This window comes from Streptomyces sp. AP-93 (assembly GCF_022808175.1).
Lineage (GTDB): Bacteria > Actinomycetota > Actinomycetes > Streptomycetales > Streptomycetaceae > Streptomyces.
This window is the reverse complement of sequence record NZ_JALGBX010000006.1, coordinates 171,574-189,141: the sequence shown is the minus strand read 5'-3', so window position 1 is coordinate 189,141 and position 17,568 is coordinate 171,574. Positions and strand designations below refer to the sequence as shown.

General features: G+C 73.8%; 12 protein-coding genes. 8 read left to right on the top strand and 4 right to left on the bottom strand.

Annotated features, from left to right (window positions below):
• Nucleotides 1–287 precede the first annotated feature (287 nt).
• Nucleotides 288–2,645 (bottom strand): DUF5682 family protein, encoded by a 2,358-nt coding sequence (locus MTF69_RS12450; protein ID WP_243333494.1) that lies wholly within the window; start codon nt 2,643–2,645, stop codon nt 288–290.
• Nucleotides 2,642–3,748 carry an AAA family ATPase gene (locus MTF69_RS12445; protein ID WP_243333492.1) on the bottom strand — a complete coding sequence of 369 codons (1,107 nt, stop codon included), beginning with the start codon at nt 3,746–3,748 and terminating at the stop codon, nt 2,642–2,644. The genes MTF69_RS12450 and MTF69_RS12445 overlap by 4 nt, the downstream gene beginning before the upstream one ends.
• A 135-nt stretch (nt 3,749–3,883) precedes the next feature.
• On the opposite strand from MTF69_RS12445, the gene MTF69_RS12440 reads away from it, so the two are divergent.
• Together MTF69_RS12440 and MTF69_RS12435 are read left to right on the top strand one after the other, a co-directional pair.
• Complete coding sequence (locus tag MTF69_RS12440; protein ID WP_243333490.1) at nt 3,884–5,296, top strand: SWIM zinc finger family protein; 1,413 nt, start codon at nt 3,884–3,886, stop codon at nt 5,294–5,296.
• Nucleotides 5,297–5,427: 131 nt separating this feature from the next.
• Nucleotides 5,428–7,098, top strand: a complete 1,671-nt coding sequence (locus MTF69_RS12435) for a DUF5691 domain-containing protein (RefSeq protein ID WP_374322869.1) — start codon at nt 5,428–5,430, stop codon at nt 7,096–7,098.
• 449 nt (nt 7,099–7,547) lie between these two features.
• Here the strand turns inward: MTF69_RS12435 and MTF69_RS12430 are convergent, their stop codons facing one another.
• Complete coding sequence (locus MTF69_RS12430; RefSeq protein ID WP_243333486.1) at nt 7,548–7,955, bottom strand: cobalamin B12-binding domain-containing protein; 408 nt, start codon at nt 7,953–7,955, stop codon at nt 7,548–7,550.
• 174 nt (nt 7,956–8,129) lie between these two features.
• Here MTF69_RS12430 and MTF69_RS12425 point away from each other — a divergent pair, with 174 nt between their 5' ends.
• Together MTF69_RS12425 and MTF69_RS12420 are read left to right on the top strand one after the other, a co-directional pair.
• The gene (locus tag MTF69_RS12425) at nt 8,130–8,891 is read left to right on the top strand and encodes a triacylglycerol lipase (protein ID WP_243333485.1); all 762 of its coding nucleotides are present in this window, start codon (nt 8,130–8,132) and stop codon (nt 8,889–8,891) included.
• Nucleotides 8,892–9,003: 112 nt separating this feature from the next.
• Nucleotides 9,004–10,713 (top strand): M23 family metallopeptidase, encoded by a 1,710-nt coding sequence (locus MTF69_RS12420; RefSeq protein ID WP_279345674.1) that lies wholly within the window; start codon nt 9,004–9,006, stop codon nt 10,711–10,713.
• A gap of 75 nt (nt 10,714–10,788) precedes the next feature.
• Here MTF69_RS12420 and pcrA read toward each other — a convergent pair whose 3' ends face one another.
• Nucleotides 10,789–13,329 carry a DNA helicase PcrA gene (gene pcrA / locus MTF69_RS12415; protein WP_243333480.1) on the bottom strand — a complete coding sequence of 847 codons (2,541 nt, stop codon included), beginning with the start codon at nt 13,327–13,329 and terminating at the stop codon, nt 10,789–10,791.
• 241 nt (nt 13,330–13,570) lie between these two features.
• Between pcrA and MTF69_RS12410 the strand changes: the two genes are divergently transcribed.
• From MTF69_RS12410 to MTF69_RS12395, 4 genes are all read left to right on the top strand, one after another.
• Complete coding sequence (locus MTF69_RS12410; protein ID WP_243333478.1) at nt 13,571–14,635, top strand: C40 family peptidase; 1,065 nt, start codon at nt 13,571–13,573, stop codon at nt 14,633–14,635.
• A 375-nt stretch (nt 14,636–15,010) separates the two neighbouring features.
• On the top strand, nt 15,011–15,535 hold the full coding sequence (locus tag MTF69_RS12405; protein ID WP_243333476.1) for a hypothetical protein: 525 nt from the start codon (nt 15,011–15,013) through the stop codon (nt 15,533–15,535).
• A gap of 117 nt (nt 15,536–15,652) precedes the next feature.
• On the top strand, nt 15,653–16,312 hold the full coding sequence (locus MTF69_RS12400) for a class F sortase (protein WP_243333475.1): 660 nt from the start codon (nt 15,653–15,655) through the stop codon (nt 16,310–16,312).
• A gap of 137 nt (nt 16,313–16,449) precedes the next feature.
• Nucleotides 16,450–17,505: a C40 family peptidase gene (locus tag MTF69_RS12395; protein WP_243333473.1), complete on the top strand. Its 1,056-nt coding sequence runs from the start codon at nt 16,450–16,452 to the stop codon at nt 17,503–17,505.
• The last annotated feature ends 63 nt before the right edge of the window (nt 17,506–17,568 follow it).

The window sequence follows — 17,568 nt, the reverse complement described above, 5'->3', positions numbered from 1 at the left end:
CCAGCCCGCCGACCTGCACGTGCGAGCCGACGCCGGGCCAAATCCAGCGCCTCCGGCGTTTGAGGCGCGGGGGCTGGGCATTTCAGCCGTCCGGCGTTTGAGGACCGGGGTCCGGGGCGGAGCCCCAGGGGGCCGGGCACAGCCCGGTAACCCGCTTTCAGCCCGTCCGGCGTTTGAGGACCGGGTCCGGGCAGAGCCCGGGACCGGGGGGAAGGGCGGGTAGGGGACTCCGCCCCGCGCAGCGGCCCACCGCAGCCCGGCCGCCGGGCCCGGCGGACCCGCGCCGGTCAGCCCCGCGCCCCCGCCAGCAGCAGGTGGACCAGGTCCACCACCGCGTCCGCCCGGACCGGGTCCAGCTCCGGACCGAAGCCGGCCGGCGCCGCACCGGATCCCGGCACGGAGGCTCCCACCGGGGCCGGCCCCCGCCGCACCAGCTCCCCCAGGCTCCGCCGGACCCCCGCCTCGTACCCGCCGAAGGTCCTCCGCAGCAGCGGCAGCACGTCGATGAACGCCCGCTCCGGCACCGACACCAGCCAGCCGTCGATCAGCCCGAGCAGCCGCTCGTCGTGCACCAGCAGCGTGCCGCCGCCCGAGCCCCCGCCCGCGAACCCCTCGATCCAGCCCGCCGCGTCGGCCGGCGCGCACGCCGGGGACAGCGAGAGCCCCATCAGCCGCGCAGTCTCCTCGGGCGGCAGCCGCCCGTCGTCGAGCAGCAGCCGCGCCGCCCGCCCGCGTATCAGCCCGGGGACGGTGTCCCGTCCGGCCAGCGTCCGCAGCACCGCCGCCCAGCGCTCCCGCAGGCCGTCCGTGTCCAGCGCCTCCAGCAGCCCCATCGCCCCGTGCACGCCGTCCACGTGCCCCCGCAGCTCCTCCGCCGCGTCGGCGTCCAGCCCGGCCGCGCAGGCGGGTGGCAGCGCCACGCATATCCGCTCCGCGAGCCCGGCCGCCACCGTCCCCAGCGCCGCCGCATCGGTGCCGCGTACGTCCCCGTACCGCAGCGAACGGGCCAGCGCGGGCAGCGCCTTGGCCAGGCCCGCCACATCGGTGTCCAGCGCCGCCCGGTCGGCGAGGGCCCGCAGTACGGCGGGCAGCGCCCCGGAGAGCCCGGCCAGCAGGCACCGCTCCGCCAGGGCGGTGACCTCGCCCAGCTCCCCGGCGCCCGCCGCGTCGGCCTCGGCCCTGGCGGTGGCCGCACCGAGGACGGTGGTCCCCCAGATGCCGGCTTCGGCCACCCGCACGGCGAGCTCCGGCTCCCAGCGGAGCCGCCAGGTCTCACGGAAGGTGCCCGTGCTCCCCCGGGAGGCCGTTGGGACGCCCCAGTCGATGCCGAGCAGCCGCAGCCGGTGCAGCAGCAGGGACTTGGCCGCGTCGGTGTCCTTGCGCAGGTCGAGCTCCAGCTCCCGGTCCTGCGCCTCGGGCTTGAGCCGCAGCGAGCGCTGCCGGCGGGTCAGGTCGCGCTGGAGCGGTACGACGGGCGCCGCGTCGGGGACTTCGCCGAGCACGTCCCCGACGACGAGCCGGTCCTCGATCAGCGCGAGCGGTATGTCGGAGCCGTCGCACATCACCGCCCGGACCGCTTCCAGGGTCTCCGTCAGCCCCGGCACCGGCCGGCCCCGCATCGCGGCCAGGGTGTCGGCGAGCCGGACGGCTTCGATGACGTGGGCCGGGGACACCTGCCGGTCCTCCTCGCGGAGCAGGCCCGCGACCTTGGTCAGCCAGCGCTCGACGGGCCGGTCCCGGGCCGCGAAGAGGTGTGCGTACCAGCCGGGCGAGGTGATGCCCGCGCCGTACCCTCCGGCCCGGGCGAGGCGCCGGTGGGTCCAGGGCACCCAGGTGGTCTCCACCTTGACCTTGGGCAGCCCGGTGAGGAGCGCCTTGTCCGCGGCCGCGGTGGTCCTGGTCCGCAGGGCCGGGACGTGCCAGGCCCCGCAGACGACGGCGTAGGCGTCGCCGAACTCCCGGCGCGCGGCCCGCATCCGCTGCCGCATGTACGCCTCGCGCACCAGGTCCCGGTGGTGGCCGCCCGCCCCGTACTCCTCGCGCAGGGCGCCCATGGCGTCCCCGAGCGCCTCGAAGACGCCCAGCGGGTCGGCGGCCGGTCCGGCCCCGCCGCGGTGCTCGACCACGTCCTCCCACCACCGCTCGGGGTCCTCGTACCCGGCGGTCTCGGCCAGCACGGCCAGCGGGTCCAGCCGTACGGATCCGGGCGCCGCTCCGTGCGCCTCGCCCGCCTCCCCCTCCTGGCCCCCCTCCCCCTCCCCCTCCCCCTCCTGGTCCGGCGCCTGGTCCTCCGGCACGGCCAGCGAGTGCGCGGCCGGGAGGTCGATGAACCGGACCGGCAGGTCCCGCTCCTGCGCCCACCGGATCGCGGCCCATTCCGGGGAGAAGCCGGCCAGCGGCCAGAACGCGGCCCGCCCCGGGTCGTCGGCCGCGTGGGCGAGCAGGGCGACGGGCGGCCGCATCCCCGGGTCCGCGGCGAGCGCGAGCAGGGCGTCCCCCTCCGGCGGCCCCTCGATCAGCACCGCAGCCGGCCGTGCCGCGTCCAGGGCGGCGCGCACCGCACGGGCCGAGCCGGGCCCGTGGTGCCGTACTCCGAGCAGCAGCGGGCCCGTGGTGGCGGCCGGGTCCCTCGTCCCCGGGCTCATGCCGTCACCTCCCGGCAGGCCCGGTAGAAGTCCTTCCAGCCGTCGCGCTCGCGGACCACGGCCTCCAGGTACTCCTGCCAGACGACTTGGTCGGCGGCCGGGTCCCGGACGACGGCCCCGAGGATCCCGGCGGCCACGTCGGAGGGGCGCAGGACGCCGTCCCCGAAGTGGGCGGCCAGGGCGAGACCGCCCGTGACCACCGAGATGGCCTCGGCGGTGGACAGGGTGCCGCTGGGCGACTTGATCTTCGTACGCCCGTCGTCGGTGACGCCGCCGCGCAGCTCGCGGAAGACGGTGACGACGCGGCGGATCTCCTCCAGGCCCTCCGGGGCGGCGGGCAGGTCGAGGGCGCGGCCGATCTGGTCGACGCGGCGGGCGACGATGTCGACCTCGGCGTCGGCCGTGGCGGGCAGCGGCAGGACGACGGTGTTGAAGCGCCTGCGCAGCGCGCTGGAGAGCTCGTTGACCCCGCGGTCGCGGTCGTTGGCTGTGGCGATGAGGTTGAAGCCGCGCACGGCCTGTACCTCCTGGCCGAGCTCCGGTATCGGGAGCGTCTTCTCGGACAGGACGGTGATGAGGGTGTCCTGGACGTCGGCGGGGATCCGGGTGAGCTCCTCGACGCGGGCGGTCATGCCCTCGGCCATGGCCCGCATGACCGGGCTCGGTACGAGCGCTTCGCGGCTCGGGCCGTGGGCGAGGAGGCGTGCGTAGTTCCAGCCGTAGCGGATGGCCTCCTCCGGGGTGCCGGCGGTGCCCTGGACGAGGAGGGTCGAGTCTCCGCTGACGGCGGCGGCGAGGTGCTCGGACACCCAGGTCTTGGCGGTGCCGGGCACACCGAGGAGCAGCAGCGCGCGGTCGGTGGCGAGGGTGGTGACGGCGACTTCGACGATCCGGCGCGGGCCGACGTACTTGGGTGTGATGACGGTGCCGTCGTCGAGCGCGCCGCCCTGCAGGTACGTCGCCACGGCCCACGGGGAGAGTTTCCAGCGGGCCGGGCGGGGCCGGTCGTCGGCGGCCGCCAGGGCTTTCAGTTCGTGCGCGAAGGCGTCTTCGGCGTGCGGTCGCAGCGCCTCTGCGGTGGTCTCGTTCCCGGTCGTGGCCATGATCCCCCTCCAATGCTCCGCAGCCGCTTGACGACTGCTGGAACCACGATGCACCCGACCACTGACAACGGGCCCCGGGAGATGCGTTGTTCCAGGTCAGAGCGATTGTCAGTGGGGGTCTCTACGGTGGAACACATGACTGAGCAGGGGGTCCGCTGGACAGCGGAACAGGTACTGGCTCTGGCTCCTGACGATGCCTCACGCAAGGCGGGGGCCAGACTCGGCGGTGCGGGGCCGTGGTCACAGACCGGAGGTTCCGCTTCCGGTGCGGTGTGGGGGTTGTGCAAGGGCAGCGGCAGCAAGCCGTACCGGACGGTCGTCGACCTGTCCGGGCCGGCGTACAAGTGCTCCTGCCCGAGCCGGAAGTTCCCGTGCAAGCACGCGCTGGGCCTGCTGCTGCTCTGGGCGGCGGAGGGTCTCGACGCCCCGGACGCCACCCCGGCCGCCACCACGGCCCAGGCTCCGGACTGGGCGGGCGAGTGGCTCGCGGAGCGGGCGGCGAAGGCCGCGCGGCCCGCCGCCGACCGCTCCGGCCGGGCGGGGCCGGCCGACGCCGAAGGAGCCCGCAAGCGGGCCGAGCGGCGGGCGGCCCGCATCGGAGCGGGCGTCACCGAGCTGGAACAGCGGCTCGCGGACCTGGTGCGCGGCGGCCTCGCCGGTCAGGAACGGGCGGGATACGCGGCCTGGGAGGAGACCGCCGCCCGGATGGTCGACGCCCAGGCACCCGGACTGGCCGCGCGGGTAGGGGAGTTGGGGACGATACCCAGTTGCGGCACCGGCTGGCCCGCCCGGATGCTGGAGGAGGCCGCGCTGCTGCACCTGTTGGACCGGGCCTGGCTCGGCGTTTCCGGACTGCCGGAACCGCTGGCTGCGACGGTCCGCAGCCGTCTGGGACTGCAGCCCCAGACGGAAGGCGAGGCCGTACGGGACCACTGGCTCGTGCTGGCCCAGTACGACACGGCGTCACCGGACGGCCGTCTCACCACCCGCCGGATCTGGCTGCGCGGGCTGGCGAGCGGGCGGCCGGCCCTGGTCCTGGACTTCGGCCCGCCCGGGCGACCGCCGGGGCTGTCGCTGCCCGTCGGCTTGGTACTGGAGGCGGAAGCCCGCTTCCGGCCCGGCTCGGCCGGGCTGCGCGCGGATCTCGGGGAGAGGTTCGCGGCGGCCGCGCCGTGCCGGACCGCGCCGACCGGCGTGAGCACGGGCGCGGCACTGGAGGCGTACGGCGCGGCCCTGCGCGAGGACCCCTGGCTGGAGTCCTGGCCTGTGGTGCTCGGCCCGGTGGTTCCGATACCGGGAGGACGACAAGGAGGACGGCAGGGGGAGCAACAGGGCGCAGCAGCATGGCAATTGGCGGACGCGGAGGGGACGTCCGCCCTGCCCGTGCCCCTGACCGGGGCCGGGAGCCGGCCCGGGGCCGGGCTGTGGCAGCTGGCCGCGCTTTCGGGGGGCGGCCCGTTGACGGTGTTCGGCGAGTGCGGACATCGCGGATTCACCCCGCTGACGGCCTGGCAGCCGGGCTCCTCGGAGCCGGTGGTGCTGGGCTGAGCGGGCGGCAGGGGGAAAGCGGCGGCGCGGGAGCGCCGACGTATCGAAACGAGTGAGCCGGGGGGCTTTCGTGGACGACAACCACGCCAGTTGAGGCCGTAGGGACGGCCGTGTGCGCCACAGGGAAACAGATGAGCTGCTCCGGTCCCGCAGAGGGGGCGGGACCGGAGCACGACACCCGCACACGGCACGGCACACGAGGGAAAGAGGGAGGGCATCCGGTGAACACGACGACACACAGCGCCACGGACGGCTCGGCGGACACGGCCTACGGCGACGAGAACTGGGACGAGCTGGTGGGCGCCGCACTGCTGGGCACCGAGCGGCGCCGGGGCAGTCCCGAGGCCCTGCTCGGTGCCGCGGCCGTGCAGACGGTACGGCGCCGGGCCGGACTGAGACCCGCCGAGGCGGGTCCGCGGCCCGAGCCCGCGCCGCGTGACCCGCGTCCGGAGCCGCCGGAGGCGGCCCGGCGGCGGCTCGCGCAACTGCTGGCGGGCCGGGCCGGTGCGGGCAGCGGCAGCGGGCGGCGGGGGGCCGCCCCGGACCTGACGGAGTTGCTGCCGCAGTGGCTGGCAGCCGCCGGACAGTACGGGTACCGGGCGCCGGCCCCGCTCCTGCCCGCGCTGCTGGACGTCGCGCGGGCCCGCAGCGACCTCCGGCCGCAGGCGCTGGCGCTGGCCGGGACGCGCGGGCTGTGGCTGGCCCGGCTCAATCCGGACTGGCGGTTCGCCCTGCGCGGGGGTGGCGCCGGCGAGCTGCCCGACCCGCAGGACACCGTGGGAGTGGAGCGGCTGTGGCAGGAGGGGCTGTTCGCGGAGCGGGTCGCGCTGCTCGGCCTCGTACGGGCCCACGAGGCGGCCGCCGGGCCGCGGCTGCTGGAGACCACGTGGAGCACCGAGCGGGCCGAGGACCGGCTGATGTTCCTCGACTCCTTGCGGGTGGGGCTGTCGGCGGGTGACGAGCCGTTCCTCGAAGCGGCGCTGGGCGACCGCAGCCGCAATGTCCGGGCGACCGCCGCCGAGTTGCTGTCCGCACTGCCGGCCTCGGCGCTGGCCGGGCGGATGGCGGAGCGGGCATTGGCCTGCGTCGGCCCGGAGGGGGTGACGCCACCCACCGAGTGCGATGCGGGGATGCTGCGCGACGGCGTGGTGAAGCGGCCGCCGGCCGGGCGCGGGGAGCGGGCCTGGTGGCTGGGGCAGCTGCTGGAGTCTGCGCCGCTGTCGTGCTGGCGGGACCGGTTCGGCGGGCTCGGCCCGGCGGAGATCGTGGCGCTGCCGGTGGCCGAGGGGTGGGCGGAGGAACTGCACGCGGCCTGGTGCCGGGCCGCGGTGCGCCAGGGCGACCCGGCGTGGTCGCAGGCCCTGCTCGGCTCGGCGTCCGAACCGCCCGCGGCGGGCCCGGCGACGGCGTCGCTGGCGGAGCGGGCGCAGCTCCTGTCAACCCTCGGGGAGGAGGAACGAGCGGCTTGGGTCGCGGAGTTCATACGCGCGCACGGGCTGTCGGAGGCGTTCCAACTGCTCGGGGTGTGCGTGGTGCCGTGGGCGGAGGCGCTGGGGCGGGCGGTGATCGAAGCACTGGACTGCGCGCGGGAGGCCGGCGGCTACCCGTGGAGCTTCAGCGGGGTGATGGGGCTGGCGGAGCGGTGCCTTGATCCTGCGGAGGCGGGGCGGCTCGATGCGCTGGCGGCAGAGCCGGTGGAGGAGGGGGGTGCGGCGGCGTACTGGTCGGAGGCCTTCCAACGGCTGGTCGCCACCCTGCGGCTGCGGGCCGCGCTGCACGCGGAACTGACCCCGCCCCACTGACCGCCGGCACGGCCCGAGGGGTCGGCCCTGCGGGGCAAAGCCCCCGACCCACCCTTCCACCGTTCCCCGGGCCAGCCCGGACCCGGTCCTCAAACGCCGGACGGGCTGGAAGGGGGGTACCGGGCTGCGCCCGGACCCCTGGGGCTCCGCCCCCAGACCCCGGTCCTCAAACGCCGGACGGCTGAATTGGCTGCGCCGGGCCGGGGACGGGGGCGGGGTGGGGTGTCGGCCTGGACGTAAAGCGTGATTTGTGGCGCAGGTGCAGCCCGCGCCCTGTCGGAGTAGAACAGGGGGCGCCTAAATCATGCAGTCCAGGCCGACACCCCACCCCGACCCCGGCACCGGCCCCACCCGCAGCCCCGGCCACGCCGGCCACCACCCAGCCCCGCCGGCGTTTGAAGCGCAGGGGCCCGGGGACTGGTCCCCGGCAGCGGCGCCGCACCGTACCGCTAGGCCGGCTGACGCACGTGGGCGCGGACCCAGTCGACGATTGCCGTCGTCGTCGCGCCCGGCGTGAAGATCTCGGCCACGCCCTTCTCCTTCAGCGGAGCGATGTCCGCCTCCGGAATGATGCCGCCGCCGAACACCTTGATGTCCTCCGCGTCGCGCTCCGCGAGGAGTTCCAGCACGCGCGCGAACAGCGTGTTGTGCGCACCCGACAGGATCGACAGACCGATCGCGTCGGCGTCCTCCTGGATCGCCGTGTCGACGATCTGTTCGGGGGTCTGGTGAAGGCCGGTGTAGATGACCTCCATGCCCGCGTCCCGCAGGGCCCGCGCGATCACCTTGGCGCCTCGGTCGTGGCCGTCGAGGCCCGGCTTGGCCACCACCACACGGATCGGACCGGTCACACCCATCGCACTGCCTCCCGAGTGAACGAACGTTAAGTACAGCATTGCGCACACCCCCGTTTCGCGGTCAACCACGAGGGGGAAATCACACGTGGGATGGCGTACCACCGCTCCGCGCCGACAGCCGCACGGCACGGGGCGGTCGGACGCCCCGGTCCCGAGACGCTAGGGGGGCCGTCCATGGGGCTGACCATGTCCGGGGCCGCGCTGCGGGCGGGCGTACTGGAAGTCATCGTGCTCGGCGGGCACATCCTGCTGTATCCCACCGGTGTACTGCCGGAGCGACCCGCCGCCGCCACCCACGAGCGCCCGCCGGTGCTGCTGCTCCACGGGTTCACCGACAACCGCTCCGTCTTCGTCCTGCTGCGCCGCACCCTCGGGGCCGGCGGCCGGCGGCAGGTGGAGGCGTACAACTACTCCCCCTTCACCCGCGACCTGCGCGCCACCGCCCGGCATCTCGCCCGACGCGTCGAGGAGCTGTGCGAGCGCACGGGGCAGGACCGCGTGGACCTGGTGGGGCACAGCCTCGGCGGGCTGGTCGGGCGGTACTACGTCCAGCGCCTCGGCGGCGACGCGCGCGTCCGCACGCTCGTCACGCTCGGCACACCGCATTCCGGCACCCGCGTGGCGCCCTTCATGGACGCGCACCCCCTGGTCCGGCAGATGCGCCCGGATTCCGAGGTGCTCACCGAACTGCGCGCGCCCGCGCCCGGCTGCCGGACCCGGTGCGTGGCGTTCTGGAGCGAGTTCGACGAGCTGATGGACCCGACCGAGACGGCCCGCATCGAACACCCGGACCTGCTCGTGGAAAACGTGCAGGTCACCGGCATCGGACATCTCGCCCTGCCCGCGCACCCCACCGTCATCGCGGCGATCCGACGCTCGCTCGACGGCCCCAGACCGATCACCCTCCCGCACCCCGGCGCCGCTTCCGTCGCCTGACCGGCCGGCCGCCCCTGCAGCCTCGACCGTGGGGGCGAAAACCGACCTACAGTCGAACATTTTTCGAACTCAAGGCCAAGGGTGAGTCTTCGGGCGACCGAAAGGCGGCCGAATGCCCGGTTCCGCCGAGCACAAAACCCTCCGAAGATTGTCGTTGCGTGTAACCGCCGGGTACAGTCACGCCACTGCTCTCCTCCGAGGACCCCACATTCCTCGGCCACCCAGGCCCCCCGCTGCCGAGGCGAAAGAGAAGTTGGTGAACGACCGCCCCTCGTCGGGCCAGTACCCCGATTTTGGGTATGACGGCCTTTCCACCACCACTTTCGCTGGCGATTCAGCGTATGCGTCCTATGAAACGCAGGGCCAGGGCTACAACTACGGCGCCACCTACGGTTCCTACGACACCGGCTCGTACGACACCACGGCTTGGTCGGCCCCCCAGAACGGCTACGCGCAGCCGTCCGTCGACGGATACTCCGGCTACGACGGCTACCTCACGACCGTCCCCACCCAGGGCGGCGTCTCCATGGACTACCAGTCCACCGCCTTCGGCTACGAGACCTCCGCCGAGCAGACCGGCCACTGGTCGGTCCCGGGCTACGGGACCGAGACCGGCGCCTACGACGCCACCGCCTGGAACACGGCCTCCGAGCAGACCTACGGGTACGGCGGTTACGAGCAGCAGCAAGTCCCGGCGCAGGAGCAGGCCCACGGCCAGGCCCACGCCCAGGTCCACGAGCAGCAGTACGCCTACGACTACGGGTACGAGGTCTACGCCGCCACCTCGCCCGAGGTCGAAGTCGGGGTCGGGGTCGGGGTCGAGGTCGGGGTCGTGCCCGACGTGACCTACACCGAGACCGCCGTCTTCGAGTTCCTCCCCTCCGATGACGCGGATGCGGATCCTGATGCGGATGCGGATGACGCGGCTGCGGATGCGGACGCCAAGGTGCACGATCTCCCCACCCAGGCCATGCCCGTCACCCCGGCCGCGCCCGCCGACCCGCGCCCCTCGCGCCGCGCCGGCGCCAAGCCCGGCTCGAAGCCCGTCGCCAAGGCGAGTACCGCCAAGGCCGGCGGCAACAACCGCCGTCGCACTCCGGCCAAGCGTTCCGCGCTGCTGACCGTGGCCGTTCCCTCGGCCTGCGTGATGGGTGTCGCCGGTGTCGCCGCCGCCTCCGTGGGCGGGCTCACCGGTACGGAGAAGCCGTCCGAGGAGACCACCACCCTGGCCGCGCCCGACCCGGCCTCCATCAAGCCGGTCGCGGCGAACAGCAAGCTCGACACACAGCTCACCGCCCTCAGCGCCGACGCCGGCGACTTCGCGGACCGCGCGAGCCGCACCCAGGAACGCATCGACCTGCGCGTGCGCCAGGACGAGGAGAAGAAGAGGAAGGCGGAGGAGGCGGCGGCCAGGGAAGCGGCCCGGCCCAAGTTCGCCCTCCCCGTCGCGCGGCACGGCCTCAGCGCCGGCTACGGTCAGGCGGGCGTCAACTGGATGTCCGTGCACACCGGCATCGACTTCCCGGTGTCCTACGGGTCTTCGGTCATGGCCGCCACCGACGGCACCGTCCGCAGCCAGTGGAACTCCGCCTACGGCAACATGGTGATACTCACCGCGCCCGACGGCACCGAGACCTGGTACTGCCACCTCAGCAGCGCCAAGATCCGCTCCGGCAAGGTCAAGGCCGGCGACGTGATCGCGTACTCCGGCAACTCCGGCAACTCCACCGGCCCGCACCTCCACTTCGAGGTGAGGCCGGGCGGCGGCTCCCCGGTCGACCCCCAGGCATGGCTGCGCGCCAAGGGCCTGAACCCGAACTAGGAACACCCCGCGGAATAGAGCGGAAGAACGCGGAAGGGCCGGCCCCCCGGGGCCGGCCCTTCCGCGTTCCGCGCGTCAGAGCTTCTGCACCGGCGCGTACCGCAGCAGGAGCCGCTTCGGCTTCTCGTCCCCGAAGTCGATGGTGGCCTGCGCGTCCGCGCCCGCTCCCCTGACCTCCATGACCGTGCCCAGCCCGAACTGGTCGTGCGTGACCCGGTCCCCGACCACCAGCGCGATGACCGGCTTGTCGGAGGCCCGCCGCGTGGCGAACCCCGACGGGCCCGACTTCGTACGCGACGAGGACAGGAAGGCCTCCGGCGAGGTGCCGAACGAGGCCTTCGACCCGCCCGAGCCGGAAGACCCGTACCCCGACCCCGAGCCCGAGCCCGAGCTCCGCATGGGGCCCGCCGGCTTCTGCGCCGCGCCCGTCCGCTTCCACTGCAGGTACTCGGCCGGGATCTCTTCCAGGAACCGCGACGGCGGGTTGTAGGAGGGCGTGCCCCAGGCGCTGCGCATGCTCGAGCGCGTCAGGTACAGCCGCTCGCGCGCCCGCGTGATGCCGACGTAGGCGAGGCGGCGCTCCTCCTCCAGTTCCTTGGTCTGGCCCAGCGCGCGCATGTGCGGGAAGACCCCGTCCTCCATGCCGGTCAGGAAGACCACCGGGAACTCGAGGCCCTTGGCGGTGTGCAGGGTCATGAGGGTGATGACCCCGTTGCCGTCGGTGTCCTCGTCCGGGATCTGGTCGGAGTCGGCGACGAGCGCGACCTGCTCCAGGAACTCGGAGAGGGTGCCGGGGCCCACCGGCGGGGCGCCGTTCTCGGCGGCCTCGGCCGCCGCCGCTTCCCGTGCCTGCTCGAACTCGAGCGCCACGGCGGCGAGCTCCTGAAGGTTCTCGATCCGGGTCTCGTCCTGCGGGTCGGTCGAGGCCTGGAGTTCGGCGAGGTAGCCCGTGCGCTCCAGGACCGCTTCCAGGACCACCGCGGGGCCTGCGCCCGAGTCGACGATGGTGCGGAGTTCCTCCATCAGCACGTTGAAGCGCTTGACGGCATTGGTCGAGCGGGCGGCCATGCCGAAGGCCTCGTCGACCCGGCGCAGCGCCTGCGGGAAGGTGATCTTCTCGCGCATCGCGAGCGCGTCGATCATCGCCTCGGCGCGCTCGCCGATGCCGCGCTTGGGCACGTTCAGGATCCGGCGGAGCGGGACGTTGTCCTCGGGATTCGACAGGACGCGCAGGTACGCGAGGACGTCGCGGACCTCCTTGCGCTCGTAGAAACGCACGCCGCCGACGACCTTGTAGGGCAGTCCGACGCGGATGAAGATCTCCTCGAACACGCGGGACTGCGCGTTGGTCCGGTAGAAGATCGCGACGTCGCCGGCCTTCGCGTCGCCCGCGTCCGTCAGCCGGTCGATCTCGTCGGCGATGAACTGCGCCTCGTCGTGCTCGGTGTCCGCGACGTAGCCGGTGATGACGGCGCCGCTGCCGGCCTCGGTCCACAGGTTCTTCGCGCGGCGGTTCTCGTTGCGCTCGATGACCGCGTTGGCGGCGGACAGGATCGTCTGGGTGGAGCGGTAGTTCTGCTCCAGCAGAATCGTGGTCGCGTCCGCGTAGTCCTCTTCGAACTGGAGGATGTTGCGGATCGTCGCGCCGCGGAAGGCGTAGATCGACTGGTCGGCGTCACCCACCACGCAGAGCTCGGCGGGCGGCAGGTCCGGGTAGCCGGTGCCGACCAGCTCGCGCACGAGCGTGTACTGGGCGTGGTTGGTGTCCTGGTACTCGTCGACCAGCACGTGCCGGAAGCGGCGCCGGTAGTGCTCCGCGACCTCCGGGAAGGCCTGGAGCAGGTGGACCGTGGTCATGATGATGTCGTCGAAGTCGAGGGCGTTGGCCTCGCGCAGCCGCCCCTGGTACATCGTGTACGCCTGGGCGAGGGTCTTCTCGAAGCCGTCGGCGGCCTGCCCGGCGAAGGCGTCCTCGTCGATGAGCTCGTTCTTCAGGTTCGAGATCTTGGCGCTGAAGGCCTTCGGCGGGAACTTCTTCGGGTCCAGGTCCAGGTCGCGGCAGACGAGCGCCATCAGGCGCTTCGAGTCGGACGCGTCGTAGATCGAGAAGGACGAGGTGAAACCGAGCCGCTTGGACTCGCGGCGCAGGATGCGCACGCACGCGCTGTGGAAGGTGGAGACCCACATGGCGTTCGCGCGCGGGCCGACCAGGCCCTCGACGCGCTCCTTCATCTCACCGGCGGCCTTGTTGGTGAAGGTGATCGCCAGGATCTGGCCGGGGTGGACCCCGCGCGCGCCCAGCAGGTGGCCGATGCGGTGCGTCAGCACGCGCGTCTTGCCGGATCCGGCGCCGGCCACGATGAGCAGCGGGGAGCCCGCGTGCACCACGGCGGCGCGCTGCTCCGTGTTCAGCCCCTCCAGGAGCGCCGCCGGATCGATGACGGGCCTGGGGGCGCCGTCACGGTAGTAGGCGTCCCCGCTGATGGGCGCGTCGAACCGGCCCCCGAAGAGATCGTCCGCGTCCGCCTCGGGGGCGGCGTGGTCTTCGGGCGGCGGGGGGACCTCTTCGGAGGGGGAGAGGTCGGCCAGGAAGCTGTCGTCAAAGAGGCTGCTCATCGCCTTCCGAGTTTAGAGGGCGGGACCGACAGCCGGTCCCGCCCCCGGAAAATTCGGCGGCACATGCCCTGCGGGGCGGTCCCGACCGGTCCCGCGACCGGTCCCGCGACCGTCCCGACCGGTCCCGACCGGTCCCGACCGGTCCCGCGACCGTCCCGACCGGTCCCGACCGGTCCCGACCCTTCCGAGGCGCCCCCTCCGGCGCTAGCGTGCTCCGCCAACCGGAAGGAGGTGCCGGCCCGTGTACACGTACGGATTCCCCTCGTCCCACTCCTCCCCCCACCACCGCAAGCCGCGCACCCGAAGACATCCGAACGCCCCCGCCGCGGTCGTCACGACCGCGGCCCTGACCTCCTTAGGCCTGCTCCTCCCCCACCAGGCCGCGGCGGCTCCTGCACCCCGCCCCTCGGTGGAGGAGGTACGGACCCGCGTGGACGACCTGCACCGGCAGGCGGGCACCGCCACCCAGGCCTACGACGCTGCGGCCGGCCGGACCGCCGAGCAGCGGGCCCTACTGTCGGCCCTCATGGACCAGGTGGCGGCCACCACCCAGAAGCTGAACGAGGCCCGGCGGCTCCTCGGCAGCTACGCCGCCGACCGGTACCGCGGCGCCGGCGGCCTCGGCGGGACCGCGACCCTGCTGCTCAGCGACGATCCGCAGGCCTTCTTCGCGCAGACGCACCTGCTGAACCGGCTCGGCGGCCGCGAGGACGCACTGCTCACCCAGTACACCCGGGCCAGGGCGGAGACGGCGGGCAAGCGCCGGGAGGCGGCCGTCGTGGTCGCGGAACTGGAGCGGGCGCAGGAGGAACTGCGCGGGCGCAAGCAAGAGGTGCAGACCCGGCTCGCGGAAGCGAACACCCTGCTGGCGCGGCTCACCGCGCCGGAGCGGGCGCGGGCCCTGGCCCCCCGGGGCCCGGCCGCCTCGGGACCGCTGCCCGCGGACGCCGCCGCGTCGGCCGCCGGGGCCAGGGCGGTGGCCTTCGCCCGGGCCCAGCTGGGAAAACCGTACGTCTGGGGCGCGACGGGCCCGCGCTCGTACGACTGCTCCGGCCTGACCCAGGCCGCCTGGCGGGCGGCGGGGATCACGCTGCCGCGCACCACCTGGGACCAGGTGAAGGCGGCTCCGCGGATCGCGATGAAGGATCTGCGCCCGGGGGACCTGGTCTTCTTCTACGCGGACATCAGCCACGTCGGGATCTACATCGGCGGCGGCCGCATGATCCACGCCCCGCGGCCGGGGACGTCCGTCCGGGAGGACTCGGTCTCCTACCAGCCGGTCTACGGGAGCGTCCGGCCCGGGTGAACGCGGCGGCGGCCGCGCTCCGCTCCGGCGGCGGCCTCGGTCCGGCCCGTCGGCGGCCACGCGCCGCCCCCTCGGCGGCCACGTGCCTGCCCGTCGGCGGCCACGGACCGGTCCATCGGGGTCCGTTGGCCGCCCCCTCGGCGTGTCCGTCACTCAGCGCCACCGTGCGGCAGGCCGTCCGGCGTGGCGCTCACCGTCCGTATCAGAGGAGTTGACGGGGCGCCCCCCAACTCACTCTCTCCGTTGGTCCGTTCGTGCCGTTCGATTCGCAGGTTCCGCCAACCGGACCTAGCGTCTAGCACATCGAGGAGCATTTCCTGCCCTTTGCGGACAAACTGTTCGCGGCTGCGCCTCGGGGACCCGGAGGACTCACCCATGCATTCCATACGTGTCGCGTCCGTAGCCCTGCTGTCCACCGCTGCCTTCGCGCTCGCCGCGCCGATCGCCTCGGCCAACGACGGCGGGACCACGCCCAACGTCACGTCCTTCGGTTTCACCGTCTCCCCCACCACCGTCGCCGCCGGCGGCACCGTCACGCTGAACGCCACCAAGTGCCAGGAACCGCTGGTGAAGGTCTCCTCGGGCATCTTCGACGCGGTCGAGCTCAATGAGGGCAAGTCCGCCACCGTCAAGGTCGACGCGGACGCCAAGCCGGGTGCGCAGTACGAGGTCACCTTCGACTGCAAGGGCGAGAAGGGCACGACCACCCTCACGGTCGCGGGCCACTCGACCGGTACCGAGACCGGAACGACCACCCCCGCCAAGGGCGTCAAGGCCGGCCTCGGCGGCGGCGCCGCCGGGCTGAACGGCACCGAGATCGCGGCCGGTTCCGCACTGCTGGCCGGCGCGCTCGGCGGCGGCGTGTTCCTGATGCGCCGCCGGGCGGGCGGCAACGCCTGACCGCCGACCCCCTGACCGCCGGGCCCGTCCGACCCGCCCCTGGCGACCGGACGGGCCCGGTCCAGTACCGGCTGCCGAAACCCCCGAACCCCCCGAATCAAGGAAGGAGCGCGCATCATGCCCCGCCCCCAGGAGCGTACGAAGCCTCGCGGCGGCTGGGGCGTCGTTGCCGTGGTCGCCCTCAGCGGCACGTTTCTCCTCACCAACGGGCTCGACCTGAACGGCGGCCCGCCGCAGCCCGCGCAGGCCGCAGCGCTGGTCAGCGACCCGGCCCACGACGAGGCGGCCCGCCGCCTCCCGCCGCCCCCGCAGCCGCTGAAGCCCTCCCCACCGACCCGGATACGGATTCCGGCCGTACAGGTCGACGCCGCTGTCACCCGGGTCGGACTCGACGCCGAGGGCTGGGTGGACGCCCCGCCGCCGGAGGACCGGAACCTGGCCGGCTGGTACGAGGGCTCCCCCGCCCCGGGCACCCAGGGCACGACGGTGATCGACGGTCACGTGGACAACGAGCAGGGTCCGGCCGTCTTCTACACGCTCGGCTCGCTCGAGCAGGGCCGGCACATCGAGGTGGACCGACAGGACGGCCGTACCGCCGTGTTCACGGTGTACGGCATCGAGGTCGTCGGCAAGAACGATTTTCCGGCGGCGCGGGTCTACGGCCCCAAGGGCGCTCCGGAGCTCCGCGTGATCACCTGCGGCGGAGGCTTCTCGAAGAAGGGCGGATACGACGGCAACGTGGTCGTCTTCGCCCGCCTGACGGAGATTCGCGGTTAACGGACGGCCATCGACAGACGCCCGACCAGCCAGCTCCGGTCACGTCCGGGCACTTTCGATCATCTCGTCATCTGCCCGTTACCTTCGGGTCTAGCGTCCTCCTCCAAGCACCGATGGAGGAAGGACGTGAGGCCCTCGTGGCCAGTCATCGAAAGCCCAGGCAGCGCCCGCTCACCGGCGGCACGGCACAGAGCTCCGTACGCACCACCGCCGCCACCCTCGCCCTCGCGGGCGCTGCCACCGCCACCGCGTTCGAAGGCACTTCCCACGCCGATCCGCAGCCGACGCCCTCGCAGGTCAAGGCTGAGATGGACCGGCTCTACGAGGAGGCCGGGGCGGCGACGGACCAGTACAACGGGGCGAAGGAGAAGGCCGACGAGGCGCAGCGCGCGCTCGACGGGCTGCGGGACGAGACCGCCCGCAAGACCGACCGGCTCAACACGGCCCGCAGCGCGCTCGGTTCGCTGGCCGCGACGCAGTACCGCAGCGGCACGCTGGGCGCCGCCGTACAGCTGGCGATGTCCGACGATCCGCAGGAGTACCTGGACCGGGCCGCCCTCATCACCCGCGCCGGGAACCGCAACGCGGCCGACATCTCGGCCGTGCGGCGGGGGCTCGACGAGGTCGGCAAGCTCAAGGACCAGGCCGCCGGGCGCCTCGCCGACCTGCGGGCCCGGCAGCGCGAACTCGCGGGCCACAAGGCCGGGATCGAGGAGAAGCTGACCGCCGCGCAGCGGCTGCTGGCCAAGCTGACGGCCGAGGAGCGGGCGGCCTACGAGGCCCGCTCGGCCGGCCCCGCCCCGAGCGGCCCCGCCACCCAGGCTCCGCCGCGGCCCGCAGACGGCTCCCGCGCGGCCCGCGCGGTGGCGTTCGCGTACGGGGCGATCGGCAAGCCGTACGTGTGGGGCGCGACGGGTCCGGGCTCCTACGACTGCTCCGGTCTGACCCAGGCGGCCTGGCGGGCGGCCGGGGTGTCGCTGCCGCGCACCACCTACACGCAGATCAACGCGGGACAGCGGGTCTCCCGCGACGCGCTGTCCCCAGGCGACCTGGTGTTCTTCTACTCCGGCGTCACGCACGTCGGCATGTACGTCGGCAACGGCCAGATGGTCCACGCCCCGCGCCCCGGCTCCACGGTCCGCCTCGCGCCGATCGACTCGATGCCCTGGGCCGGAGCCTCACGGCCCGCCTGACCGGAGCCCAGCCGACCGGAGCCCAGCCGACCCGGGCCCAGCCGACCCGGGCCCAGCCGGCCG

Bases quoted from the DNA above. Each gene is read 5' to 3' on its own strand.
- MTF69_RS12450 (WP_243333494.1), bottom strand. From the start codon at position 2,645: ATGAGCCCGGGGACGAGGGACCCGGCCGCCACCACGGGCCCGCTGCTG.
- MTF69_RS12445 (WP_243333492.1), bottom strand. From the start codon at position 3,748: ATGGCCACGACCGGGAACGAGACCACCGCAGAGGCGCTGCGACCGCAC.
- MTF69_RS12440 (WP_243333490.1), top strand. From the start codon at position 3,884: ATGACTGAGCAGGGGGTCCGCTGGACAGCGGAACAGGTACTGGCTCTG.
- MTF69_RS12435 (WP_374322869.1), top strand. From the start codon at position 5,428: ATGAGCTGCTCCGGTCCCGCAGAGGGGGCGGGACCGGAGCACGACACC.
- MTF69_RS12430 (WP_243333486.1), bottom strand. From the start codon at position 7,955: ATGGGTGTGACCGGTCCGATCCGTGTGGTGGTGGCCAAGCCGGGCCTC.
- MTF69_RS12425 (WP_243333485.1), top strand. From the start codon at position 8,130: ATGGGGCTGACCATGTCCGGGGCCGCGCTGCGGGCGGGCGTACTGGAA.
- MTF69_RS12420 (WP_279345674.1), top strand. From the start codon at position 9,004: ATGCCCGGTTCCGCCGAGCACAAAACCCTCCGAAGATTGTCGTTGCGT.
- pcrA (WP_243333480.1), bottom strand. From the start codon at position 13,329: ATGAGCAGCCTCTTTGACGACAGCTTCCTGGCCGACCTCTCCCCCTCC.
- MTF69_RS12405 (WP_243333476.1), top strand. From the start codon at position 15,011: ATGCATTCCATACGTGTCGCGTCCGTAGCCCTGCTGTCCACCGCTGCC.
- MTF69_RS12400 (WP_243333475.1), top strand. From the start codon at position 15,653: ATGCCCCGCCCCCAGGAGCGTACGAAGCCTCGCGGCGGCTGGGGCGTC.